21 protein-coding genes and 1 other annotated feature are annotated in these 24,973 nt (G+C 54.3%); of the genes, 8 read left to right on the top strand and 13 right to left on the bottom strand.

Annotation, left to right across the window (positions count from 1 at the left end; translation table 11 throughout):
* Window positions 1-129: 129 nt before the first annotated feature.
* The 3 genes from serS to AOQ57_RS02820 all read right to left on the bottom strand — a co-directional run bounded on the left by serS (window position 130) and on the right by AOQ57_RS02820 (window position 5,959).
* Complete coding sequence (serS, locus tag AOQ57_RS02830) at window positions 130-1,428, bottom strand: serine--tRNA ligase (RefSeq protein ID WP_093625022.1); 1,299 nt, start codon at window positions 1,426-1,428, stop codon at window positions 130-132.
* A gap of 275 nt (window positions 1,429-1,703) precedes the next feature.
* Window positions 1,704-4,823 carry an AAA family ATPase gene (locus tag AOQ57_RS02825; RefSeq protein ID WP_093625020.1) on the bottom strand — a complete coding sequence of 1,040 codons (3,120 nt, stop codon included), beginning with the start codon at window positions 4,821-4,823 and terminating at the stop codon, window positions 1,704-1,706.
* Window positions 4,823-5,959, bottom strand: coding sequence for an exonuclease SbcCD subunit D (locus tag AOQ57_RS02820; RefSeq protein ID WP_093625018.1), 1,137 nt, complete (start codon window positions 5,957-5,959; stop codon window positions 4,823-4,825). Before AOQ57_RS02820 ends, AOQ57_RS02825 begins: the two co-directional genes overlap by 1 nt.
* 237 nt (window positions 5,960-6,196) lie before the next feature.
* On the opposite strand from AOQ57_RS02820, the gene AOQ57_RS02815 reads away from it, so the two are divergent.
* The 6 genes from AOQ57_RS02815 (at window position 6,197) to rlmD (ending at window position 12,269) form a co-directional block, all read left to right on the top strand.
* A complete protein-coding gene (locus tag AOQ57_RS02815; protein WP_093625016.1) occupies window positions 6,197-6,328 on the top strand; it encodes a teichoic acid D-Ala incorporation-associated protein DltX in 132 nt (43 codons plus the stop codon).
* A gap of 13 nt (window positions 6,329-6,341) precedes the next feature.
* Window positions 6,342-7,871: a D-alanine--poly(phosphoribitol) ligase subunit DltA gene (gene dltA, locus AOQ57_RS02810; RefSeq protein ID WP_093625014.1), complete on the top strand. Its 1,530-nt coding sequence runs from the start codon at window positions 6,342-6,344 to the stop codon at window positions 7,869-7,871.
* Window positions 7,871-9,097, top strand: a complete 1,227-nt coding sequence (dltB, locus tag AOQ57_RS02805; RefSeq protein ID WP_093625012.1) for a D-alanyl-lipoteichoic acid biosynthesis protein DltB — start codon at window positions 7,871-7,873, stop codon at window positions 9,095-9,097. The genes dltA and dltB overlap by 1 nt, the downstream gene beginning before the upstream one ends.
* A gap of 30 nt (window positions 9,098-9,127) precedes the next feature.
* Window positions 9,128-9,364, top strand: coding sequence for a D-alanine--poly(phosphoribitol) ligase subunit DltC (dltC, locus tag AOQ57_RS02800; RefSeq protein WP_003682388.1), 237 nt, complete (start codon window positions 9,128-9,130; stop codon window positions 9,362-9,364).
* Between the two features lie 13 nt (window positions 9,365-9,377).
* A complete protein-coding gene (dltD, locus tag AOQ57_RS02795; RefSeq protein WP_093625010.1) occupies window positions 9,378-10,673 on the top strand; it encodes a D-alanyl-lipoteichoic acid biosynthesis protein DltD in 1,296 nt (431 codons plus the stop codon).
* Window positions 10,674-10,844: 171 nt separating this feature from the next.
* The gene (gene rlmD, locus AOQ57_RS02790; protein ID WP_093625008.1) at window positions 10,845-12,269 is read left to right on the top strand and encodes a 23S rRNA (uracil(1939)-C(5))-methyltransferase RlmD; all 1,425 of its coding nucleotides are present in this window, start codon (window positions 10,845-10,847) and stop codon (window positions 12,267-12,269) included.
* A gap of 36 nt (window positions 12,270-12,305) precedes the next feature.
* Here the strand turns inward: rlmD and AOQ57_RS02785 are convergent, their stop codons facing one another.
* The 6 genes from AOQ57_RS02785 to AOQ57_RS02760 form a co-directional block, all read right to left on the bottom strand.
* Window positions 12,306-13,454 carry an ArgE/DapE family deacylase gene (locus AOQ57_RS02785; RefSeq protein ID WP_093625006.1) on the bottom strand — a complete coding sequence of 383 codons (1,149 nt, stop codon included), beginning with the start codon at window positions 13,452-13,454 and terminating at the stop codon, window positions 12,306-12,308.
* A 67-nt stretch (window positions 13,455-13,521) separates the two neighbouring features.
* Complete coding sequence (locus AOQ57_RS02780) at window positions 13,522-14,241, bottom strand: methionine ABC transporter permease (RefSeq protein ID WP_439950839.1); 720 nt, start codon at window positions 14,239-14,241, stop codon at window positions 13,522-13,524.
* Entirely contained in the window at window positions 14,216-15,280 is a 1,065-nt protein-coding gene (locus AOQ57_RS02775) for a methionine ABC transporter ATP-binding protein (RefSeq protein ID WP_093625002.1), read from the bottom strand. Before AOQ57_RS02775 ends, AOQ57_RS02780 begins: the two co-directional genes overlap by 26 nt.
* Before the next feature lie 26 nt (window positions 15,281-15,306).
* On the bottom strand, window positions 15,307-16,152 hold the full coding sequence (locus tag AOQ57_RS02770) for a MetQ/NlpA family ABC transporter substrate-binding protein (protein WP_093625000.1): 846 nt from the start codon (window positions 16,150-16,152) through the stop codon (window positions 15,307-15,309).
* Between the two features lie 79 nt (window positions 16,153-16,231).
* Window positions 16,232-16,469 (bottom strand) — a binding site (T-box leader).
* A 91-nt stretch (window positions 16,470-16,560) separates the two neighbouring features.
* Complete coding sequence (gene asp1 / locus AOQ57_RS02765; RefSeq protein ID WP_093624998.1) at window positions 16,561-18,057, bottom strand: accessory Sec system glycosyltransferase Asp1; 1,497 nt, start codon at window positions 18,055-18,057, stop codon at window positions 16,561-16,563.
* Window positions 18,057-19,595, bottom strand: coding sequence for a glycosyltransferase (locus AOQ57_RS02760; protein WP_093624996.1), 1,539 nt, complete (start codon window positions 19,593-19,595; stop codon window positions 18,057-18,059). Before AOQ57_RS02760 ends, asp1 begins: the two co-directional genes overlap by 1 nt.
* Window positions 19,596-19,738: 143 nt before the next feature.
* Between AOQ57_RS02760 and AOQ57_RS02755 the strand changes: the two genes are divergently transcribed.
* Window positions 19,739-20,128, top strand: coding sequence for a hypothetical protein (locus AOQ57_RS02755; RefSeq protein ID WP_093624994.1), 390 nt, complete (start codon window positions 19,739-19,741; stop codon window positions 20,126-20,128).
* Window positions 20,129-20,227: 99 nt separating this feature from the next.
* Here the strand turns inward: AOQ57_RS02755 and pyrE are convergent, their stop codons facing one another.
* From pyrE to AOQ57_RS02735, 4 genes are all read right to left on the bottom strand, one after another.
* Window positions 20,228-20,857, bottom strand: a complete 630-nt coding sequence (gene pyrE, locus AOQ57_RS02750; protein ID WP_093624992.1) for an orotate phosphoribosyltransferase — start codon at window positions 20,855-20,857, stop codon at window positions 20,228-20,230.
* Window positions 20,858-20,862: 5 nt separating this feature from the next.
* Window positions 20,863-21,588, bottom strand: a complete 726-nt coding sequence (gene pyrF, locus AOQ57_RS02745; protein WP_093624989.1) for an orotidine-5'-phosphate decarboxylase — start codon at window positions 21,586-21,588, stop codon at window positions 20,863-20,865.
* Window positions 21,589-21,702: 114 nt separating this feature from the next.
* Window positions 21,703-22,242 carry a bifunctional pyr operon transcriptional regulator/uracil phosphoribosyltransferase PyrR gene (gene pyrR / locus AOQ57_RS02740; RefSeq protein WP_093624987.1) on the bottom strand — a complete coding sequence of 180 codons (540 nt, stop codon included), beginning with the start codon at window positions 22,240-22,242 and terminating at the stop codon, window positions 21,703-21,705.
* Between the two features lie 205 nt (window positions 22,243-22,447).
* Window positions 22,448-23,737 carry an adenylosuccinate synthase gene (locus AOQ57_RS02735; RefSeq protein WP_093624985.1) on the bottom strand — a complete coding sequence of 430 codons (1,290 nt, stop codon included), beginning with the start codon at window positions 23,735-23,737 and terminating at the stop codon, window positions 22,448-22,450.
* Window positions 23,738-23,936: 199 nt separating this feature from the next.
* Between AOQ57_RS02735 and AOQ57_RS02730 the strand changes: the two genes are divergently transcribed.
* Window positions 23,937-24,911 (top strand): GMP reductase, encoded by a 975-nt coding sequence (locus tag AOQ57_RS02730; protein ID WP_093624983.1) that lies wholly within the window; start codon window positions 23,937-23,939, stop codon window positions 24,909-24,911.
* The last annotated feature ends 62 nt before the right edge of the window (window positions 24,912-24,973 follow it).

The following is a 24,973-nucleotide window of genomic DNA, read 5'->3' as shown; positions in this document are numbered from 1 at the left end:
AAAAGGCAAGTAAAAAATGTAAATTAATTAAAATTACTTTCGGACCTAACGGGGGAGTGTGTCAATGAAATCACGGATTTCTGTCACGCTCCCCCTTTTTAATGGTCCTACAATAAGGGCTGCTTAGCCTTACTTATTGTTGAACGGAACGGCGTTTTCCTTGGTAATCTTGGTAATGCCGTGGAAGTACGGAACCAAGACTTCTGGAATCGTCACGGAGCCGTCTTCGTTTTGGTAGTTTTCCAAGATGGCTGCCAGCGTTCGCCCAACGGCCAGGCCGGATCCGTTCAGGGTGTGTACGTATTGGAGCTTGCCGTTTTCATCCCGGTATTGCATGTGCAAGCGGCGTGCTTGGAAGTCCAGGCAGTTGGAGCAAGAGGAAACTTCCCGATACTTATTCTGGGCCGGCATCCATAGTTCCAAATCGTGGGTTTCCGAAGCAGTAAAGCTCATGTCAGACGTCGTCAGCGTGATGACATGGTAAGGGAGCCCCAGCTTTTGCAAGATGTTTTCGGCGTTCGCCGTCATCTTTTCAAGTTCGTCCCACGACTGGTCTTGCTTGGTGTACTTAACCATTTCAACCTTGTTGAACTGGTGCATCCGGATCAGCCCCCGGGTGTCGCGCCCCGCAGAGCCGGCTTCGGAACGGAAGCTTGGCGACAGGGCCGTTACGTAAACCGGCAGCTTTTCTTCCGGAATCACTTCGCCAGCAAAGTAGTTGGTCAGCGGTACTTCGGCAGTCGGAATCAGGGTCATGTCTTCGCCGTTAACCTGGTAAACGTCCTCCTTGAACTTCGGGAATTGACCGGTCCCGTACATGGAGTGGGCATTAACAATGTATGGTGGCAAGACTTCGGTGTAGCCCTCCTTCATATGTTCATCAAGCATGAAGTTGTACAGGGCCCGTTCCAGCTGGGCCCCTAGGCCAACGTAGTAAACAAAGCGGGAACCGGAAACCTTGCCGGCCCGTTCAAAGTCCAGAATCCCAAGGTTTTCTCCGATTTCCCAGTGGTGCTTTGGTTCGAAGTCAAACTGCCGGGCCTGGCCGACCGTACGCAATTCCTTGGCGCCGTCTTCGGTTAAGCTTACTGGCACGCCCTCGTGCGGAATGTTAGGCAGGTGGGCTAGCTTGTCAAAGAGTTCCTTATCGTTTGCTTCCACCTGAAGGTCTAAGGCCTTGATGTCTTCACCGACCTGGCGCATGGCGGCGATGGCTTCGTCTGCCGGTTGCTTGGCCCGCTTGGCTTCCCCAATCTTCTTGGAAGCTTCGTTACGCTTGGCCTTTAAGGCTTCGGTTTGCTGCAGAAGTTCCCGGCGCTTGGCATCCAGTTGCAGCACTTCGTCGATTGCCTCGGCGGCCACGCCCCGGGTGGCTAGCTTTTCCTTAAACCAATCTGGTTCCTGGCGAATTTTCTTGATATCTAACATTATCGTTCCCCCTTTGAGAATACAAAAAGAGCCACTCGTTCCAATTATTTGGGACGAAATGGCTCTTGTTCCGCGGTACCACCCAAGTTTGCTGAAAACAGCACGCTCTTTGGTGGATAACGGCCACCGGACCGTGCGGCATTACCCGCCCACATTGATGGTGCCGGAGTTTCGGAAGCTGGCTTGCACCACCCGCCAGTTCTCTTGGTTCCTACTTAAAGCACCCCGTGTTTTGAAATTAAGGCCATTTTAATATAGGCAACCGTCCTTGGCAACTATTTCCCGGGAAATTGGTCCTGTTCCAGCTGATAGCTGACCCGGCTCCGCCCATTCTCTGCGATCACCTGCAGCTGATCGGGGATCTGCTCCTCCAGCTCGGTCACGTGGCTGATGATCCCAATCATCCGGTTCCCCTCCAACCCCTGCAGGGCGGCCAGGGCATCCCCCAGGGCCTCCTGGTCCAGGGAGCCGAAGCCTTCATCGACGAAGAGGGCCTCAATTTTGACGCCCCCATGGTGACGCTGAACGACTTCCCCTAGGGCCAGCGCCAGGGCCAGGGCGGTCATGAAGCTTTCGCCCCCCGACAGGGTCTGCACCATCCGGGCCTTGCCGGCGTAATCATCTTCCACGTAGATTTCCAGCCCGTTGTGACTCTGGCTCCTACCGAAGTTGTCCTTCTGATCTAGAATCATCCGGTAGCGGTGGTTAGTCAGTTTTGCCAGCCACTGGTTACCCACCTGCAACACCTCGGTGAAGTAATGGCGCTGGACGTAGCGTTGCAGGCCCATGTGGTTTTCACCCTTCCCCTTGAGCAGGTCGCACAGGCTGGTCAGCTCGCGCAGCTGGCGCTGAACCTCCCCCTGCTTTTGGTCGATGTCCACCACCCGCTGGCGGGTATTTTTGATCTGCTTAAGGGCGCTGTCTTGTTCACCTAACGTCCGCTGCAATTCACTCACCTGCTGCTGGGCCTCCTGGAGCTCGGTCTTAGTCTGGGTTAGGTCTGGCACCGGCCGGTCGGCAATTTGCTTGATCAGCCGTTCGTGCTGGTCGGCCAGACTCTGCACCTGTTGGCGGTGCTCGTTAACCGTTTGCTGGCGGCGGGCCAGGTCCGGGACCCGCTTTAAAGCGACTTCAAAGAGCTCCCACGACGCCTGCCTTTCCGCCAGGACCGCATCGAGTTCGCCCTTTAGCCGGGCAATCGTGGTCGCCGTCGCTTGCTTGTTGGCGGTCAGCTGAGTCAGCGTGGTCGTTAGCTCGGTCAGCCGGGTCCGCGCTTGGCTGAGTTTGCCTTGGCTCGCTTCCTGGCGCTTCAAGAAGTCGTCCACGGCCGCCTGTTCCTGATTGATCCGGCGCTTGGCACTGTCTAGGTCTGGCAAGTCGGCAGGCAGCTGCTCCCGCTTGCTCGTTAGCTCAGTTTCGCTTTGGCTCACCGCCAGCTCGAGGGCGGCCTTCGCTTGTTGCAGTTTGCTTAGTATGACCTGGTCGGTCTGCTCACGCTCCTCCAGGTCGGCCAGCTGGGCTTGGCGACGGTCGGCCGCCAGACGGGCCTGCTCAAGCTTGTTTTGCCGGGCCGCTAGCGTCTCTTCTTCCTGATCAATCGCCTCGGCCAGCTGGGTTAAGTCCGCGGCTGACAGGCCCACGCCCCGGCTCAATTCGGCCAGCTGGGCGGTAAACTCGTGACGCCCCTTTTGTACCTGTTCTGACAGGCTATCTTCTTGACTGATCAGCTTGGCTCGGTCTGCTTCGGCCGCTGTGACGGCGTCCTGGGCGGCATCCAGCTCCTCTTCTGTCACTTCACCGCTAGCATCGGTTATCGCCGCTACGTGCGGGTGCGTCGTACTCCCGCAAACCGGGCATGGCTCCCCTTCCGCCAGTTCGTTGGCCAGGGCGGTGATCATGGCCGCCAGGCGGGACTTCTTCTTTTCCTTGAGCTCAGCCGTCCTGGCCGCCACCGTTTGTTCGGCGTCCTTAATTTTGGCCGTTAAGTCTTGCAGGCGGCCGGCCTGGTTGGTTAATTCGGCCGCTTGGTGCACTAGGTCAGCCCGTTTCTTTTGCCACTGGGCCAGTTGCTGGGTCCTGGTGGCTACGGCCACCTCCTCTTGGGCCAGGTCTAGGGCGCCCTGGTCAGCCTTTTTAAGCCGCTCCTTTTCCGCCCGCAATTTTGCCAGGGCCTGGGTCTGATTGGCCAGGTCCGCGGTTTTTTCTTCGAGCTCTTGGCGCCCCGTGGCCAGCTGGCCTTCCAACTGGGTGACCCGCTCAAAAAGCGGCCGCCGGTCCTTGAGGTTGGCTAACTGGCGCTGGCGCTCCTGGATTGCCGGCACCGCTTTAGCCAGCTCAGTGGCCTCCGCCTCCAGTTGGGCCACCTTCGCCTGGGCGCTGGCCCGGTCTTTTTGGCACTGCTCCGCTTGCTCATTAAGGTCAGTTAGCTCAGCAGTTTCCCGCTGCCACTCGTGGTAGCTGGTCTGGTGGCTTTGGGCCCAGGTCGTCTCTTCGTTTTCGGCCGCTAACCGTTCAATTGCGGGGCCCTCTTCATCCAGCTGTTTTTGCTGTGTTTCACAAGAAACCAACGCATCGTGGTTCCGGGAGAGCTCCTCTTCATCCTGGCGGCGCTGCTGGAGTTTTGCAGCCTTTTCCTGGGCCTGGCCCAGTTTCTGGTTAACCGTCTGGCGCCCCGCCTGCTTGGTCTTTAAAAGGTCCGCCACGGCTACCAGCCACTGGTCAACCTCAAGCTGATCGCTGACGCCTTCCACCTGTCCCAGCAGGGCCTTAAGCCGGCTGGAGGTGTCCTGTGTCTGCTCCTTTTTCTGGCGGACCAGGTTATCTAACTCTCCCACCCAATCGGTGTACAGCTGGGTCTGAAAGAGGGTTGTCATGATCGTTTCCTTGTCCCTAGAGGGGGCCATCAAGAACTTTTGGACCTCGCCCTGGGGCAGGATGATCAGCTGGCGGAACTGGTCGACGCTCACACCCAGGAGATTACCAATAAAATCTTCCACATCTTTGAGCTTGGTCAGCTCGTGGGGCTTAGCAGCCCCCACCGGGTAGATCAGCGACGCCTGGTGCTTGGCCTCGGTCGTCCCCTTCCCCCGGGCCTTTTTCAGGATTTGCCTTGGGCGGCGGTAGAGCCGGTAGACAACCCCTTCGTGTTCAAACCAGAAGGTCACCTCGGTGGTCTGCTCGGAAGTGGCAAAGTCGGAGCGGAACATCTCCGCTGAGCGGCGGTCGCTCGATGAATTGCCGTAAAGAGCCACACACATGGCGTCGAAAATGGTTGTCTTCCCGCTCCCGGTGTTGCCGGCAATCAGATAAAGCGGCGCATCGTCAAACTTGGTGAAGTCGACGGTCGTGTTTTCGTAGGGCCCAAAGTAGTGCATTTCTAACTTGAGTGGCTTCATTATTCTTCCTCCTTTGCCCGCGCCTTTTGCAGGGTGGTTTTGGCCCACTGAAGCTGGTCGTCACTGAGTTTCTGTCCCCCCGTGGCCGACGCGTAAAAATCACCCAGCAGCTCCAGGGGACTCTTATTTTCAATTGCCTGGCTGCTAACCCCCATTGGCTCAGCACTAACGTCGGGGCGCTGCCGGGTTAAACTGATAACCTTAGGGTAGTAGCTGCGTAGCCGGTTCATCAAATCCGGAATGGGGACCGTGTCGGTCAGCTCCACCACGTAAAAATTGCCCGGATCGTAATTAGCCGCCGTTTCCACGTTGGCCAGCTCGTCAAAGGAACCGGTCAGCTTGATCAAATCGTGCTTTGGCACCAACGGAACCCACTGGAGGTTGAAGGGGTTGGTGTCGACAATCCAAACGCCCTTCTCGATGTTAACCTCGCTGGCCGAGAACTTAAGCGGTGACCCGGCGTACTTAACGCGCTCCTCTTGCAAAGCGTTTTTACTGTGCAGGTGGCCCAAGGCAACGTAATCAAACGGGGCCAGCAGGCCGGTGGGAACGGCATTTAAGCCCCCCACTTCGACCTTGATCTCGGAATCAGTGTGGCTGGCCCCGGCGGCAAAGAAGTGGGCCACCAGGACGTGGGCGACGCCCGGCTTAAAGTTCTCCTCCATCTTAGCCACGATCCGTTCCATCGCCACTTGCAAGTCCTTGATCGTGTCGTCTTCAAAGTAGTTGCGAACCTCCTGGAGACCAAAGAAGGGGAGCAAGAAGAACTGCGTGTCGCCCAAAACAACCGGCTCATCGATTCCCTGGGCCACCGTGGTGTGCATATAAAAATCAGTTGCCTTAAACCACGCACCCCCGGTGGCCAGGCGGACCGCTGAATCGTGGTTACCGGATACCGCCAGGATCGGCAGCCCTTCCTTTAAGTTGAGCTGAATTAAGTCCTTGTTTAACTCCGCAACCGCCTCTTCGCTGGGCACCGAGCGATCGTAAAGGTCGCCGGCAATCACAATGGCGTCGACCGCATAATCCTTTGCCAATTGATTGATTTGTAAAAAAGCGTCGTGTTGCTCCTCATCAAGGGCGAACCCATTCAGTTTTTTGCCCATGTGCCAGTCGGCCGTATGTAAAAACCGCATCCGCTAACTCCTCCTTTAAACACTAAACATATGTTCGTTTAACCGTTTTGTCCATTATAGCAAAGTTCCCGGGGCCCTGGTAGGTTAGTCTCAGTTTACATCCATTACTTATCAAGCTAAAATTAGAACGGTGTTACACTTTAACCACAATTTAGGTACTTTTTATCCAAAGTATGGGGTACAATTAAGCCTTAGTTAATCTAAAAACTACCATTCTGAAAGGAGTTACCGCTGACTATGCTTAAGGATCATCCTGCAGTGGTGTTCTGCTTACGGACGCTCTTTTATTTTGCTGTTTTGATGATACTGATCTACATGTACGGCTACTTCGGGGCCGGGCAAGCTCCGTTTATCTACAATGAGTTCTAAAAGGAGTATTACATTGGTGCAAAATATTATTCAAGAAATTGACCGGATCGCGCTGAGCCAGCCAGACTTTCCCGCTTTTGACGAGATGGGCCTGGTGCACTCCTACGGCGATCTCTACCACGCTTCTAACGCCCTGGCCGCCTGGCTGGACCAACAGGACCTGCCGGCAAAGAGCCCGGTTTTGGTCTACGGGGATCACCAGTTTGAAATGATGGCCTCCTTCATCGGCTGCTTGAAGGCCGGCCACGCCTACATCCCGGTTGAAACCGACTCCGCCCTGCCACGGATTAAGTCGATTTTAAAAACGGCCCAGCCCCACCTGGTCTTGGCCATTGACGGCTTTCCGGCCGAAGAGCTCGGCTACCAGGAAGCGGTTGTTGAACATGACCAGTTAACCGGCCTGCTGAACCAGGAGGTTGACTACCAAGCCGATCACTTTGTTGACGGCGATGACCTGTTTTACATTCTCTTCACCTCCGGAACGACCGGGTCGCCAAAGGGGGTTGAAATCTCCCACACTAACATCCACTCCTTTGCCAGTTGGATGGTGTCCGATGCCTTCAACCTGCCCCACAACCAGACATTCCTGGGCCAGCCACCGTTTTCCTTTGACTTGTCCAACATGTACTGGCTACCGGCCCTCTTAACCGGGTCAACGATCAAGGCCCTGCCACGCACGGTGGTGCAAAACTTCGGCCAGCTCTTCACGGTGGTGCCCAAGCTAGGCGTTTCGGTTTACGTTTCGACTCCGTCATTTGTCGACATGCTCTTGCTGTCGCCAGACTTCAATGAGGATAAGATGCCGGAGCTCAAGTACTTCCTCTTCTGCGGCGAAGAACTGACCGTCTCAACCGCCAAGCGCTTATTCACTAACTTCCCGAACGCCCATATCTTTAACACCTACGGGCCAACGGAAGCGGCCGTGGCCATCACCTCCGTTGAGATTACCAAGGATATGGTTGCCAACCTGAAACGGCTACCGATCGGCTACGACAAGCCCAACGTCACCACTTCAATCTGGGACGACGGCAAACAAATCACCGAGCCAAACGTCCACGGCGAGATCATCATTGCCGGCGAATCAGTGGCCTCTGGCTACATGAACAACCCGGAAAAAACGGCTGCTAACTTCTTCAAGCTTAACGGGGTGCAAGCCTACCGGACCGGGGACGCCGGCTACATCGATGAAGACGGCATGCGCCACATCGTCGGGCGGATGGACTTCCAAATCAAGCTCCACGGCTTCCGAATCGAACTAGATGAAGTTCGTTCCAGCCTCGAGCTCAGCCGGTACGTTAAGCAGGCCGTGGCCGTGCCGAAGTACGCTAAGGACGGCAAGGTTTCCCACCTGATCGCCTACGTCATCGCCAAGGACAACGATTTTGAGGACGACAAGGCCTTAACCAAGGCGATCCGGGCCGACTTAAAGGATCAGATCATGGACTACATGATGCCGACCCAGTTCGTTTACGTCGATTCCTTCCCGACCTCGGCTAACGGCAAGATTGCGGTTAAGCAAATGATCGCGGAGGCTAACGAATAATGCTGACCTGGATTCAAACCCTCCCCAACTACACGGCTTACGGAACGCCGATCTACTTTTTGTACCTGATCTTGGCGATCGTCCCCCTCTCAATCGGGCTCTACTTCGGGAAGCGTTTTGCCTGGTATGAAGCTTTAATTTCCTTTGTCTTCATCTTCTTGATGTTTGACGGGACCAGCTACAAGCAGGGCGCCTCTTTGATCGGGTACCTGATTTATCAAACAATTTTAGTAGTCTGGTACTTCCACTACCGGCAAAGGAAAAACAGCGGCCCGGTCTTTTACGTTACCGCGGCTCTGTCGATCCTGCCGATCGTGATTGTCAAGTTCACCCCGGCCTTTGTGGGCCACAACTCACTACTGGGCTTCTTGGGAATCTCTTATTTAACCTTCCGGGCGGTCGGAACGATCATCGAAACCCGCGACGGGGTGGTCAAGGAGCTGAAATGGTGGGAATTTGTCCGCTTCATGCTCTTTATGCCAACCCTAACCTCGGGGCCAATCGATCGCTACCGGCGTTTCGCCAAGGACTATAAGAAGGTTCCGAGTCGCGATAAGTACATTGAAATGCTGGGCAAGTCCGTTAAGTACTTGTTCTTAGGCTTCTTGTATAAGTTCGTCATCGACTACTTCTTCGCCGAGCAGTGGCAGCCCTTTTTCGAGCGGATGGCCATGCAGCACGCGCCGCACCTGTCCTGGTGGACGGTCGGGGTTGCTTACATGTACACCGGGAACCTCTTCTTTGACTTCGCCGGGTACTCACTCTTTGCCGTAGGGATCTCCTATCTGATGGGGGTCGAAACGCCAATGAACTTTAACAAGCCGTTCAAGTCCCCGAACATCAAGGAGTTCTGGAACCGTTGGCACATGACCCTATCCTTTTGGTTCCGCGATTACATCTTCATGCGCTTTGTCTTCTTGGCTACCAAGAAGCGCTGGTTTAAAAACCGCAACGTTCTTTCTTCAATTGCCTACATGCTCAACATGATGATCATGGGCTTCTGGCACGGGGTAACCTGGTACTATATCCTCTACGGGTTCTTGCACGGGTTGGCCCTGGTCATCAATGACTGGTGGCTACGATACAAGCGCAAGCACTTTAAGATCAAAACCAACGCCTTTACTAAGGGCGTTGCGATTTTCATCACCTTTAACTTTGTTGTTTTCACTCTACTGATTTTCTGTGGTTTCTTAGACAAACTGTGGTTCCATCCGTTCGGGATGTAGCCATAACCTAAATATTTGGAGGTATTTATCATGATTGAAAAGATTCAAGAACTCTTAGCCCAAGCTACTGGCCGTGATGCCGCTGACTTTGCCGATGCTGATGAAAACCTGTTTGACTCCGGCTTGATCGACTCAATGGCCACCGTTCAATTCCTCTTCTCCCTACAGGACGAATATGACATTACCGTTCCGGTTTCCGAATTCGACCGCGACGAGTGGAATACGGTTAACAAGATCGCTGACCGGGTCAAGGAATTACAGGCATAGGGATAGCTGACCAATGAGCAACCGTAAAAAGCTGTGGTCGATCTTTGGACCGCTGATTGTGGCCGTTCTCATGGTCGTGGTGGTCTTCTTGCTCCCTTGGAAGTTCAACAACACTCCCGCAACGGAGCAGCGAGCCGCTGATTCCCTGTCCGCAACCGTCTTTAAAAACCGGGACCTAAAGGTGGCCGCCCTGAGTGACAAAAAGGCTAATTACGTGCCTTTCTTTGGTTCCAGTGAGCTGGCCCGGATGGACCTCTTCCACCCTTCGGTGATGGCCGCGCGCTACCACGACTACAAGCCGTTTTTGTTTGGTTCACGCGGGACCCAGTCCTTGCCCCAGCTCTTTAACATGGCGATGATGAATCAGCAGTTAAAGAACCGCAAGGCCGTTTACATCATCTCCCCGCAGTGGTTTGTCAAAGAGGGGGTTTCCTCACAGGCCTTTAAGTACTACAACGGTAACTACGCCGATTACATGTGGTTGCAACAGGCCAACCCCAAATCCCCTTACGACCGTTACACGGCCAGCCGGCTAGTGTTCTTGTTGAACGACCAAGGACTGGTTTCCAGCCTTGCCAATAAGATTGCTAATGGTGAAACCCTGTCGGCCGCCGATCGGGCCAACCTCAAGGTGCGCTTGACCTTCTTGTCGCACGAAGACCAGCTCTTCTCCGGCTTCTTTTTGAACAACAACTACGGTAACAAGATCGCACCGCAAATCACCCAGCTGCCCCGGCAATACAACTACCCAAAGCTACTTACGATGGCTAAGGAGATGCATGCCGCTGAATCAAGCAACAACCAGTTTGGGATCTTAAATTCCTTCTACGACAAGCGGGTTAAGAAGAACATTAAGAGTCTAAAGGGCTCGCAAAGGAAGTTTAACTACCTGCAGTCGCCGGAATACAATGACCTAGAAGTGGTCTTAAAGCAGTTCCAAAAGAATAACACCAACGTGATTTTCATGATCACCCCGGTCAATGCCAAGTGGGAAAAGTACACGGGCATGTCGATGGAAATGTACGACCAAACGGTCCAAAAGATCAAGTTCCAGCTGCAGTCCCAAGGTTTTAACAACATCTTGGATTACTCCAAGGACGGGGCCAAGAAGGGCTTCATGCAGGACACGATTCACCTTGGCTGGGCCGGGTGGGTTAAGTTTGACCACCAGGTGTCCGCCTTCATTGATAACAAGCAACCGGCGCCAAACTACAAGTTAAACGACGCCTTCTTGTCCACCAAGTGGGCTAACCTGAAGCCAAGCACCACCAACCTGAACCAGTTCAAACAAGACTACTTAACTCGTTAGTAAAAAGCCCGCCCCCGTTTTCTCATTGCAAGGAAACGGGGGCGGGCTTTGGTTTCGCTTCAAGTCAGGGCGTTGCCTAGTCAGTCAGGATCGATTAGGCGATGACCTACTGGAATATGCTAGAATGGATAAGCAATCCAGTCAGTTCGTTTCAAATTACGAGGTATTAATATGCAAACACCAAACAACAAGTTCAAGCGGCGGCCCCGCCGTTACGCCCAGCCCGTTAACGTTAAGGTCGGCGACCGCTTCCCGCTTTCGATTAAGAAGCTCGGCATTGAAGGCCAGGGGATTGGCTACTTTAAGCACAAGGTCTGCTTTGTGCCCGGGGCGTTACCGGGTGAGGTCGTGGTGGCCGAAGTGACCGTTGTCCACGACAACTACCTGGAGGCCAAACTCCACCAGCTCCGCCAGCCCAGCCCGGACCGGGTCACCCCTAGGGATGATTACGCCGGAATCGCCGGGGGCTTTGAACTGGAAAACCTGGCCTATGACAAACAGCTGGCCTTTAAAAAGCAGGTCGTCTTAGAGGCGCTGGCCAAGTTCAAACCGCTAGGCTACCGCCACTACTGGGTCAAAGACACCCTCGCCGCCGAACATCCCTACGGCTACCGTAACAAGGCCCAGTTCCAGGTCCGGATGCAGGACGGCCACGTGGTCGCCGGTCTCTATCAGGCTAATAGCCACACCGTCGTCGACATGAAGACCTGTGCCGTTCAAATGCCAACAACGATGAAGGTCATCAACACCCTGGTTAAGCTGATCGAGGAACTGGCCATCCCGGTTTACGATGAGCAAAACCAGTCCGGGATCATTAAAACCCTGGCGGTTCGCGAATCACTTGCAACCGGCCAAATCCAGGTTGCCATCATCACTAACACGGCCAAGCTGATTAAAAAGCACGCCCTTCTGGTTGCGATTGAAGACCAGCTACCCGAGGTGACCTCGGTAGTTCAAAACGTCAATCCCGGTGACACCCCGTTGGTCTGGGGGGATAAGACCATCCTTTTATCCGGCCAAGACTACATCACCGAAAGCCTGATGGGACTGGACTTTCGCCTCTCGGCCCGGTCCTTTTTACAGCTTAACCCTGAACAAACCGAGGTCCTGTACGAAGAAGCCGCCAAGGCCCTGGATCTTTCTGTCGATGACACCCTGGTCGACGCTTACGCCGGAATCGGGACAATTGGGCTTTCCCTAGCCGGCCGGGTTAAGCAGGTGATCGGGATGGAAACGGTCGAAGACGCCGTTAACGATGCTAACCAAAACGCCGCCTTAAACGGGATTAGAAACGCCAAGTACGAGGTGGGGCCGGCCGAAGAACTGCTCCCCAAGTGGCGGCGCCAGGGCCAGCACTTCGACGCCCTGGTGGTTGACCCACCGCGGACCGGTCTGGACAATGCCCTAATCGACACCATCCTCCAGGAAAAGCCGGCTAAGTTCGCCTACGTCTCCTGTAACATGGCTACCCTCGCCCGCAACCTGACCCGCCTGGTTCCTACCTACCGGGTCGCCTACATCCAACCGGTCGACATGCTGCCGCAGACCCCGCGCTGTGAAGCCGTTGTTAAACTGGTTTTAAACGAAGAACGCTAACAAAAGCGGCTGGGAGAACGCTCTCAGCCGCTTTTGTTATGCGAAGTAGTCCTGGATCAGTTGCTTGTAAGCCGCCACCGTGGCCGTAAACGAGGAAAGGGTCGTGTACTCGTTAACCTGGTGGGAAAGATTCCAGTCGTCAGCTCCCAACAAAATTACCGGTAGATCATGGTGGTGCTTGACAAAAACCGAGGCGTCAGTTGCCCCGTGGATAATCCCAAGTGTGGGCTTGGCGTGGGCTGGATGGGCGCTAAAGGCTTGCTGGCTGGCCCGTAAGGCCTGTTTGACAAAGGCACTATTTGGATCGGACGCTACCGGGCGCCAGGAGTGAACAACTTCCAGGATTAAATGGTTTGCGTCCCGCTGATTGAGGCGATTGACCGTGGCCTGCAAGCGATCCGTGACCCGGTCGTTATCGAAGGCCATCGTCGGCCGGACATTGCCCCATAACTCGGCGTAATCGGGAATTGTGTTAACCTGCTCACCCCCGCGAATGATCGTCACGGAGTGCTTCAAGGGGCCTAGATAGGGATCGTTTTGGGCGTCTGAAAAGAGCTTGCGTTCGGCCAGGGCAAAGTCGATCAACGGGGCCAGGGCATTTCGACCGCGCTCCGGTTCTGAGGAATGGACCGACTGGCCGGTCGAAACGATCCGGTAGTTGTAACTCCCGGAGTGGGCGTAAATTACGTTGCCGCCGGTTGGCTCACCAACCACTAGGGCGCTCAGATCTTTGGCCACCCCGGCTACCTCTAACCGATTGGCCCCCGGGGTGCCGTACTCCTCACCAGCCGTGGCAATGAAGCGAACGTGGCCCTTAAAGCGAGCGGTATCGTGAAGTTCAATCAGGGCGATCACTTGGGCTGCCAGACCCGACTTCATATCAGCCGCCCCGCGCCCGTACAGGCGGTCACCGACAATCGTGGCGGCCAAGGGTGGGTAGTCCCACCTGTCCTCATCGCCCAGGGCCACCGTATCCATGTGACCAGTGATTCCTAAAATGGGCTCACCCGCACCAATTTCTGCGGTTAGGTTGGCCCGCTGGCCGTCAAAGGGCCACACCGTCGCGGTGATCCCGTGCCGGGCAAATAAATCATGCAGGTAGTTAGCCACCGCCAGCTCGTTACCATTAACGCTATTAATCTTGACCAGGTCAGCTAACACCTGGGTGCGTTCTTCCTTGTTCATCTGCTTCCTCCTTAAAAAAGCGGGGCGAAACCGTGGTTTCGCCCCGCTTGACTTATTATGGCATTGTTTAGCGTGCTTGGTGATTTAAGCGCTTTGCCAGCCAGTCCCCGACCAGTTGGACGATCAGAACTAGCAACAAGACCAAGATGGTCGCTACCAAGGTGACATCATTATTAAAGCGATTGTAGCCGTAAGAGATGGCGGTGTTCCCTAATCCCCCGGCCCCAATTGCCCCCGCCATAGCGGTCAGGCCGATTAAAGAAATCAACGTTACCGTGGAAACCCGGACCAGTTCGGAGCGGGCCTCGCGAAGGTAGACGTCAAAAATGATATCGGTGTTGGTGGCCCCCAGGGCTTGGGCGGCCTCAACCTTACCACTATCCACGGATTCTAAGGCCACCTGAACCTGACGGGCAAAGAAGGGGAAGACCCCTAACGACAGGGGCACCAGGGCGGCCGTCATCCCGATCTGGGTGCCGACTAAAAGCTGGGTGAACGGGGCGATGAAGGCCAACAGGATGATAAAGGGGATTGCCCGGAAAACCGAGACCACCTTATCACAAAGGCCAAACCAAAAGCCGTTTGCTAGGATCCCCCCCGGTTTGGTGATTACCAGAATGACCCCAAAAATTAATCCCAGGATCCCGCCGAAGATTGCCGGCCAAAAGGTCATGTACAGGGTCTGGACGATCGACGTTCCCCACCCGGTGTCGCCGGTCCAGCCGAGTTGAACCACGTTAGGCATGTACTGTGTTAAGAAACTAGTCATTCCAAATCCCCCGATCATTAATCTGTGTTACTTCCACTTGGCTATCCTTCAAGAACTGGAGGGCGCTATCCTGCTGCTGGTGATCGCCGGTCACAATCACGAAGAGGGTCCCGACTGGTTCATCGCCCAAGACTTCAATGTTCCCATACAGCATCGATACGTCGACCCCGCTTTGCCGGTAGAGCTCTAAGATGATTGACTTGGTAACCGTCTTAGCCGAAAAGACCAGCTGGTAAAGGCGCTCGTTTTCATCCAGCGTGCCGAGGTTGAAGGCCCGTAAGGTTTCGATGGCGGCTAAGGATCCGCCGACAAACTGCCGGGTTAGCTCCTGTTTAGGACGTAAGTAGATGTCGCGCAGGCTTCCCTGTTCGATGATTACCCCGTGCTGCATAACGGCGATCTTGTTGGCAACCCGCTTGACGGCGTCCATTTCGTGGGTGATCAAGACGATCGTTAGCCCCAACTTCTTATTCAAGTCACGCAAGAGGTCCAAAATCTGGTTGGTCGTGCGTGGGTCTAAAGCGCTGGTGGCCTCGTCTGAGATCAGGATTTCCGGGTCGTTAGCCAGGGCCCGGGCGATGGCTACCCGTTGCTGTTCCCCACCGGATAGCTGCACTGGAAAGGCCTGGGCCTTATCCTTTAACCCCACTAATTCCAGCAGGTTCATGGCCTTTTCCTGGGCCTCCTTATCCTTAAGCTTCGCGTGCTTCAGGGCAAACAAGACGTTATCCACGACGGTTGTCTCATTCAAAAGGTTAAAGTGCTGAAAGATCATCCCAATGTTGCGGCGCTTTTCCTGTAACTCAGCGTTGCTAACCTGTTGGGTGTGATCCTTAAACAGGACCGTCCCGCTAACGGTGACCGTTCCTTCACTTGGCTTTTGCAAGAGATTGATTGTCCGAACGAGGGTCGACTTCCCAGCCCCCGAGTAACCAACCACTCCGTAAATATCGCCCTTTTCAACGTGCAAGTTGACGTCTGAAACGGCTCGGACGGGGTCCCCCTTCTTTTGAGGAAAAGTCACATCAATGTGGTCTAATGAAATAACGTCTGCCATATTCTCCCTCACGCTTTCTTTAGGTGTTACTTAAGCTTTAAGTTCCAGGCTGGAATTTCCTTATCGCCGAATTGGTCCTTGATAACCTTCTTAACTTGAGCCGTTTGGTAAGCCTTCACAACGTCCTTGTAGGCTTTGGTGTCTGCTTTGGACTTCTTAGCGGCGATGATGTTAATCCACTGTTCGGAGTCCTTATTAACTGGTTCCGTGTAGATGATGTTCTTATCCGATAACTTAGCGGCCATGGCGTAGTTAGTGTTAACCACGGCGGCGTCAACGTCATCTAAGGTCCGGGCCGTTTGTTCAGCGGCAATTTCTTTAATCTTGATGTTCTTTGGGTTGTCCTTGATATCCTTAACCGTGGCTAAGCTGCCGGCGCTGGTCTTTAAGGTGATCAAACCAGCGTTCTTAAGCAAGAACAGGGCCCGCGATTCGTTAGAGGCATCATTTGGCACGGCAATCGTTGCCCCATCGGCGATGTTCTTAACGTCGGTTACCTTTTTGGAGTAGAGGTGAATTGGGGTGATGAAGGTCTTCCCAATTGACACCAGGCTCCCCTTGTTAGCCTTGTTCCAGGCGTCTAAGAAGGCCTGGTGTTGGAAGGCGTTTAAGTCAACGTCACCGTTTTGCAGGGCCTTATTAGGCTGGTTGTAATCGGAGAAGTTCCTGATCTTAACGGTAACGCCGTACTTATCCTTGGCAATCTTGGAAACTTCCTTCCAAACGGCTTCATCCTGGTTGGTTTGACCAACCACCCCAACGGTGACCGTTTTGTTGCTGCCGCCAGAACCGTAGCCGAATGAGAACCAGCCAATGACGAGTAAGACAACGACCACCACGGCCGCAATAATCCAGTTTCTCTTCTTCTTCATAATGATGCTCCCTCTTCTTTCCATTAATCTTCTCGAACGGGTCCAACCATCAAAAAAAGCACCCGCCCTGATCGTTATGATCAAGGACGAGTGCTTCGCGTTACCACCTTAATTTACCACTCCCTCACGGCAAGTGGCCTCTGCGGGTTACTCCCAAGGGAATTACCCTGCACTGATAACGTGTGCAACTCCGTCACCGGCTAACTATCGCCAGTGCCATTCCAAGCCCATCTTCACCGCCTTAAGCTGTTTCCTTCCACCACCCGGAAACTCTCTTGCTAGCCGCTCGCGATTACTCTGCTTTTCGATATGTTTTAGCGTTCGATTAATTTGTTATGGTCAATTATAAGGGATCTCTAATTTTTGTCAACGATTTTCTCAGAATTTTTGAATAAACTTTTAACGCCCCTATTTGACGGCCTGCCACTGCCGCCAAGTCGTCGCTTCGCTGATCGGGGCGAGGTTCTCGTAAGCCGCCGTACTGTACTCCTGTAACAGGGCTGGGTCGCTTATGAGTTTTACAATCGCCTCGGCCAGGGCCGCCCGGTTCCCCAGCGGCACCAACTCGCCATTCTTACCAGGCTTGATCAGCTCCCGGGGACCGTAGGCATAGTCATAGCTGACAACCGGCACCCCATGGGAGAGGGCCTCGGCCATTGCCAGCGGCTGGGCATCGATCCGACTAGCATCAACCAGGAGGCTAGCCCGATCGTAAACGGCATCGACATCAACCACGTAGTCGGCAAAGGTAATCACCCCTTCTAAGTTGGCGGCCTTAACCTGGTCCTTGTAGGCCTGCATGTCGGCCGCGTTACCGTAGCCGTAGAAGGTAAGCGTCGCCTTTGGCAGGGCGGTGTGCACCCGCTTGAAGACGTCAATCAGCTGGTCGGTCTGCTTATCAGTCCCCAGCCGGCCCACGGCAATCACGGACTGGGCGGTTCGGTCGCTCATCTTCACCACCGGCCAGTCGGTCTTAACCGGGGCGTTGTTAACCACGTAGCACTTCAGACCCTTCGGCAAGCGCGCGGCAAGGTCGGCAGCCTGGTCTTCAGTGGCAACTACCACCCCGGCCCACTTCCGGCTGTGCTGTAAGGCGGCGACGAGCATCGGGTCCAGGTTCCCCGTTTGCAGGTCCTGACCGTCAGCAGCCGCCCGCATGGCCAGCCACAGGTAGCGCTTGACCTTGGTGGCCATGTTCAAGATTGGGTTGATCGCCATCGCCGGCCGGTCAGTGAAGAAGCGGTTATTTTCGCCAAAGGCGCGGTTGACCTCGTCTAAAAAGTAGGTAAACAGCCCCTCCTGGTCGGTAAAGAAGCGGTCCTGACCCTGGTAGTCCTTTAGGATGTTTAAGGAATTGATCGGCGTGTTTTCGGTCGACTGAACGTAATAGCGTTCCAAATAGACGGTGCCATCCGGCCGATTGTAGCGCTCGTAGAAGAGCTCCCCGGCCCGGCCGTAGTACTGATTGACCGCTAAAAAGCCCCGCAGGTCATAAATTTGGCGTAGGGTTAGGTTCCCGGCGTCGTCGAAGTAATCAACGTTACCGACCTGCGCGACGGTCCCGCCAATGAAGTGGACCTCGGCAACCAGCCGGCTCCCCCGCCGCAGCTCACGGAAGTTATTCCCGGTTCCCATCTGCAGGTCACCATCGTAGGCCAGCTGGCTGACCTTCAGGGGAGCGCCCACGTAGTCAGTGGTCCCCGCAAAGAAGTCAAACATGTTGATAACGGCGCTGCGCTTTAACCCAAACCGCTCTAAGGTCTGATCAAAGTTAGGGGCGAAGTCCTGGGTTAACAGCTTCGCTTCGCCCTCCTGGTGGTTGTTAAAGAGGGCCAGGCGCTTCATTTCGGCGTGTTCAATGCTCGAGTTTTTAGTTAACAGGTATTGGTTAACGAAGAAATCCATTATTTCACCGCCCCTTCATTCATGTCATCAATAATTTCTTGCCACAGCTTCATCACATTGGCCTCCGAATAGCGCTCACTGTCCTTATAAGCCTGGTCGCTATACGCCTGACGCTTGTCATCGTCTTGTAAGAGGTCGATAACCGCCTTAGCCAGACCCTGCTTGTCACCATTTTTCGTTAGGGTCCCGTCCTGACCGTCAACGATGATGTCGCGCGGTCCATACTTGATGTCGTTGGCCACGATCGGCAACCCATGGGATTGTCCCTCCACTAAGGACAGCGGCAGGCCCTCGGCATTGGACGGCAGCACCATTAACTGGGCCTCGTCATCAACCTTACCGACGTTGGTCGTATAGCCGCGGAAGTGAACCGACTTTTCCAGGTGCTTGTCCTTAACCAGCTGCTTGAGCTTCTGGTCAAAATTATCGTTGGAATACCCCCACAGGTTTAGCTGGGCATCCGGGACGGCCGCCAGCACCTGGGGCCAGATTTCCAGCAGGTGGTCCTGCTGCTTTTCCGGTGATAGCCGGGCGATCACGATCACCTCGTGGCGATGGCGCTTTTTCATAGGGATGTGTTTAGCGGCTAGGCGCTCATCCGGCACAATTGCCCCCGGGACCCGGTAAATCTTCTTGGCCACCTTGCCAAAGCGGTCGGTGACATCGACCTTTTGGGACGGGGTTAAAGTAATCACCCCATCCCACTCGCTCAGGTGGCGTAATCCCCAGTCGTAGTTGTAATTTAGCGGCGAATGAAGCATGTCGGCTGGGTTATTGACGTGGTCGTTGTGTAATTGCAAAAGCCGGAAGACCCGCGTCTTCATATTCAAGACCGCCCAGCTCAGCTCGTAGGAGCGGTCGACGATGCAACCGACCGGCCCCGGCCCGGTCAGCTTCCGGTCGGTGACAATCTGGTCGTAAAAAAAGCGGGTCAGCTCATCAAAGTTGGTAAACTGGAGGTCTTGACCCTGGTAGTCGTAGAGGTGGTAGACAGTGGTCTCTTTTTGGCGCTTGTCCAGGGTTGTCGTTGCCGTCATTGCCAAACGCTTGGTTGGGGTGAAGTAGTTTTGAACCGTGATCTGGTTACTCCAATCGTAGAGCTGGTCAACTGACAAGAAGCCCCGGTTGTCGTACCAGCTAACCTTGACCAGCTTGCCGAAGCGGTCAAAGTACTGGACGTTCATCACGTGCTTATCGCGCTGGTGGCGCCGAACGTAGACCACCCGGCGGTCACCATCGTAATAGTTATAGCTAACCCCGTCGGCCCGCCGCTTCCAGCGGGGATTTAGGCTGATGTCTTGCAGGGTGACCTTCTTTGGTTCAACCAGGCGGGACTCCTGAAAGTAGTCAAATAAGTTGACCAGGTCGTGATCATCAATTCCGGCAGCGGTGGTGATGCTATGTAACTCGTTTGAGTACTGACGAATTACAATCTTGGCCGGTTGATTAAATTTTTTAAAGAGATTTAGCCGCTTAATTTGGGCGTGCTCAATCCCAGACTTGTTTTCTTGAATATTATCATTGAAGAAAAATAACATGCTTGTCGTCCTTCCTATTGTCAAAACGGCGGTTGGCTACATTCTAACATGGATGCCAAAACCCGTGCAGTCGAGGGAAGATTATTGGGGGTCACGGCAGGTTTGTGATAAGATTATATCCTAAGAACAACAAGGAGGGCGCCATGCAAAACCCATTTGGCAACCAAAACAATCAGGACTTTTTAAAGAATCTCCCTACCCCACCGAACTACGCCAAGGTGACCAACGATGAGGGCGACATCCGGATCGCTAAGGTTGGTATCTCTTGGACGACCTTTTGGTTTGGGCCCCTCCCGGCCCTTTTACGGGGTGACTACTATAACTTTGCCTTGATCATCGTTACGGCCGCCAACATCTTCTTAGTCGGCATGGTCTTTCACCTGCCCTGGCTGCTGGGCTTTCCGTGGTCGTCGCTGTTATTTACCCTGATCTACAACCAGATGTACTTCCGCCGTCTCTTTAGCAAAGGGTGGCGCCCCGCTGATCAGGCTTCCCGGGAGCTCTTGATCCGTAGCAAATACCTCAAAGAATAACGGCTGGCTCCGTTAATTATCAACTAGAAGGCCAAAAAAGGGCTGTGACAAACCGTCACGGCCCTTTTGGTGTATTAAGAGATTTTTATTACATTATTTCTATTCCGGCCAGTTGCGCGGGTCCTTCCGCCAGGCACGCAGGGAGGCCTCCTGATCGCTTGTGATCAAATCGTTTTGCTTGGCAACCTCAATCAACGTCGTGTAGTCGGTCACCGTGTGGTAAGTCAAATTTGCGGCCCGGAAGTTCTCATCTAAAACTGGCAACTGGTAGGAAAAGTCGGCCACCACACCCAAAACTTGACCATTCGCGTTTTGAACAGCCTTAACGGCGTTTAACACCGACCCGCCGGTGCTCAACAGGTCGTCGATCACAACAACCTTGGCCCCCTGCGGAAAAGCCCCCTCAATCTGACGGCCTTGGCCGTGGTCCTTAGGCTTAGCCCGCACGTAAACCAGCGGTAGGCCTAATTCCTCGGCGACCCAGGCGGCGTGGGGAATCCCAGCCGTGGCCGTTCCAGCGATGACATCGGCGTCACCGTAGTACTGGCGGATCAATTCACTCATCCCCTGGTAAATGTCGCGCCGCACCTGAGGGTAAGAGATCGTTAGCCGGTTATCAGTGTAAATTGGTGCCTTGAGCCCGCTGGCCCAGGTAAAGGGCTGGTCGGGACGTAGGGTCACGGCCTTGATCTTCAGTAAGTCTTTAGCAACAGTTTGTGCAATTGTCATTTGTCTTAACCCTCCATAAAGTCGTTGCGAATTTCCCTGTAGGCCTTTAGTGGATCCTTAGCTTGGGTAATTGGGCGGCCAACGACGATCGCATTACTTCCAAGCTCGCGGGCCTGCGCCGGGGCAACAACCCGCTTTTGGTCATCCTTTTCGGCTAGGTCCAAGCGAATTCCCGGGGTTACGCACAAGAAGTCTGGCCCGGTGACCTGGCGAATCGCCAACACCTCCTGGGCCGAACAGATAACCCCGTCCAAGCCAGCTGATTCGGTCAGGTGAGCGGCGTTTTGAACGGCCTCAAGGAGGGTCCCGCTAACCCGCTGTTCGTCATGGAGGATCTGTTCATCAATCGAGGTCAGCTTGGTCACGGCTAAGAGTTTGGGCTGGCGTCGGCCAGCCGCAGCGGCCCCGGCCAGGAGGCCGCGCTTAGCCGCCTTCATCATCTCGGTTCCCCCGGAAGCGTGGGTGGTTACAAAGCTGGCCCCCAGGGCTCCTAAGACCCGCATTGTTCGTTCAACAGTGTTAGGGATATCGTAGAGCTTGAGGTCCAAAAAGACGCTCAAGCCCCGTCCCTTGGCCTCCCGCACAATCCCGGGACCAAAGGCGTAGTATAGCTCCATGCCAATTTTAACGATCGGCTGGTGCTCGGTATCACTGGACAGCTTGTCAAAGAGACGCAGGGCAGCCTGCTTAGTTGCCACATCGACGGCAACCATTGGTTCAAAACGTTGCATGGTGATTCCTCCTAAATAAAAACGGCTTCTCCAGCAGGGAGAAGCCGTCACTAGGCCATCTAGCGGCCTGTTTCACCCTTGCACCCTCTCTGGAGTTCCTTAAACGGTGAGTTATTAATTTCTATTTTCAAGTGAAATGTCTTCGTGACCATCATATTCTTCCACGGCCACGTGAACCGTTTCGGAGTTAGAAGTTGGGATGTTTTTACCCACAAAATCTGGGCGGATTGGCAGCTCCCGGTGGCCGCGGTCAACTAAGACGGCCAAAGAAATCCGCTTCGGCCGGCCAAGGTCCATCAGGGCATCCAGGGCAGCCCGGACCGTACGGCCAGTATACAAGACATCATCAACCAGGATAACGTGCTTGTCATTGATATCGACGTCAACGTCAGTGGCGTTGACGGTCGGTTCAACGTGGTGATCCGGCTGGTGGCGGTCATCACGGTAAAGGGTGATATCTAAGGTACCCACGGGCACTTTAACCCCTTCTAACTGTTCCATTCGCTTAGCAAGGCGTTGGGCCAGGTATACTCCCCTGGTCTTAATGCCGACAAAGACCAGGTTGTCGACCCCCTTGTTTTGCTCAATAATCTCATAGGTAATCCGGGTCAGGGCACGCTGCATGCTTGAACCATCCACAATTTCGTGGGCCACGATCAACACTCCTTTTCTGATAACAAAAACGCCCCCCAGAGTCTCCAAGGCGGCGCTAACCAATTTCTCCGTCCTTGTCGACCTCACTGGATCCACTTAAAGGCATTGCTTATTAGTTTTTATAATAACCGGTGCCGGGAACTGTGTCAACTTTGGGAGGGACAAAAAGGCCCCACCAAAATGGTGAGGCCCCTTCAAAAATATACTAACCCTGCCACGGGTCCTTTAGAATGATTGTTTGCTCCCGAGACGGTCCCACTGAGATCGTGGCCAGCGGGGTTTCGGATAACTCTACGATCCGGTCTAAGAAGTGCTTAGCGTTTGCCGGCAGGTCCGCATAGTTGGTTACATGGGTAATGTCTTCTTGCCAACCCGGCAGCTCTTCATAAATTGGGGTACAGCGGCCGAGCTCTTCCAAGCTGGCCGGGTAGTAGTTGATCTCCTTACCATCTAACTCGTAGGCGCGGGCAATCTTAACCGTCTTTAAGCCGGTCAAAACGTCGAGCAGGTTGAGGCTTAAGTAGGTCATACCGTTGACCCGGCGGGCGTGGCGCATGGCAACGGCATCAAACCAGCCAACCCGGCGCGGCCGGCCGGTCACGGTTCCGTATTCATGACCGGTTTCGCGAATGTAATTACCGATCTCATCATTTAATTCGGTTGGAAATGGTCCCTCACCAACCCGGGTCGTGTAGGCCTTGGCAATCCCGACCACGGTTTCGATCTTGTTCGGGCCAACCCCCGCCCCGGTTGGCGCCCCCCCAGCCGTCGGATTAGAGGAAGTTACGTAAGGGTAGGTCCCTTCATCGATGTCTAGCATCGTCCCCTGGGCCCCTTCAAAGAGGACCTTATCGCCCCGGTCAATGGCGTCGTTGATCAGAAGCGAGGTGTCAGTGACGTACTGCTTAATTTGTTGGCCGTATTCGTAGTACTGATTGAAAATCTCATCGAAGTTAACCGGGGCGACCCCGTAGATTTTGGTGAAGAGCTGGTTTTTAATGGCCAGGTTCTGCTTGAGCTTGGCAGCAAAGGTCTCCTTTTCCAGCAGGTCGGCCACCCGAATCCCAATCCGGGAAACCTTATCGACGTAGGTTGGGCCAATCCCCTTCTTGGTGGTACCAATCTTGGCATCCCCCTTGGCCTTTTCCTGGCATTCATCGAGTAAAAGGTGGTAGGGCATGATCACCTGAGCACGGCTGGAGATCCTCAGTCCCGAGATATCAACCCCCCGATCGGTCAGGTACTTGATTTCTTCTAGGAGGGCCTGCGGGTTGATGACCACCCCGTTACCAATCACAGCGGTGGTGTGTTCACCAAAGATCCCGGATGGAATCAGGCGCAGGGCAAACTTTTGGCGGTCGAATTCGATCGTGTGTCCAGCATTGTTCCCCCCCTGGGAGCGGACAACAACGTTCGCTTCTTGACTCAGGTAGTCGGTCATCTTCCCCTTTCCTTCGTCTCCCCATTGACTTCCTACGATTACTACTGTTGCCATTATGTTCACCTCATCAGTCATAAAAAAATAAGCACAGTTACTCTATGATACTACCGGATTAACTTCCCAAACGCAAGAGGTCATCTGAACCTTTTTCCTAACGTTTACTAAAATTGTTCGGTTTTATCCTTGACGCCCCCCTAAATTTCGCCTATAGTTACTAACGGTTTCAAATCACTTTTATAAGCGAGGTATTCCGATGGAAACTTTTGATTATGATGACATTCAACTGATCCCCAACAAGTGCGTGATCAAGAGCAGGAAGGAAGCTGACCCGCGGGTTAAGTTCGGCCCCAAAACCTTCAAAATCCCCGTCGTTCCGGCCAACATGGCCTCAGTGATTGATGAGGAATTAGCGGTCTGGCTGGCCCAAAATGACTACTATTACGTCATGCACCGCTTCAACCCGGACGACCGGGCCGACTTCATCAAACGGATGCACGACAGGGGACTGTTTGCCTCGATTTCGGTTGGAATCAAGGACAGTGAATACGACTTTATCAATCAGCTAAAAGACGAACAATTACTGCCAGAGTACATTACGATCGACGTTGCCCACGGACATTCTGACTCCGTGATCGCCATGATCCAACACATCAAGCACCAGCTGCCGACGAGTTTCCTGACGGCGGGCAACGTTGCCACCCCCGAAGCCGTCCGGGACCTTGAAAATGCCGGCGCCGACGCCACTAAGGTTGGGGTGGGTCCAGGCAAGGCCTGCATCACCAAGCTCAAAACTGGCTTTGGAACCGGGGGCTGGCAGTTAGCCGCCCTGCGTCTGTGTTCCAAGGCGGCTCGCAAGCCGTTGATCGCTGACGGGGGGATCCGCCACAACGGCGATATCGCTAAGTCAGTTCGCTTCGGGGCCACCATGGTCATGATCGGCTCCCTTCTGGCCGGTCACCAAGAATCACCGGGTAACTTAATCACCATCGACGGTAAGCACTACAAGCAGTACTGGGGCTCTGCCTCTGAGGTTCAAAAGGGCGCCTACCGTAACGTTGAAGGCAAACAGATGCTGGTTCCGTACCGTGGCAGCATTAAAGACACCCTCGTTGAAATGGAGGAGGATCTCCAGTCCTCGATTTCCTACGCTGGGGGCCGCGATCTGGAGTCAATCACCAAGGTCGACTACGTAATCGTTAAGAACTCAATCTTAAACGGGGACTACTAGGCCCCCTGCTTTAAAGCGTTACCGTAAGGTCGGGGGCGATGTACCAGTCAACTACGCACCGA

Origin of the sequence: Limosilactobacillus gorillae (genome assembly GCF_001293735.1) — a bacterium.
GTDB lineage: Bacteria > Bacillota > Bacilli > Lactobacillales > Lactobacillaceae > Limosilactobacillus > Limosilactobacillus gorillae.
Note: the sequence above shows the minus strand (reverse complement) of the source record. Positions and strands in the feature narration are given on the sequence as shown.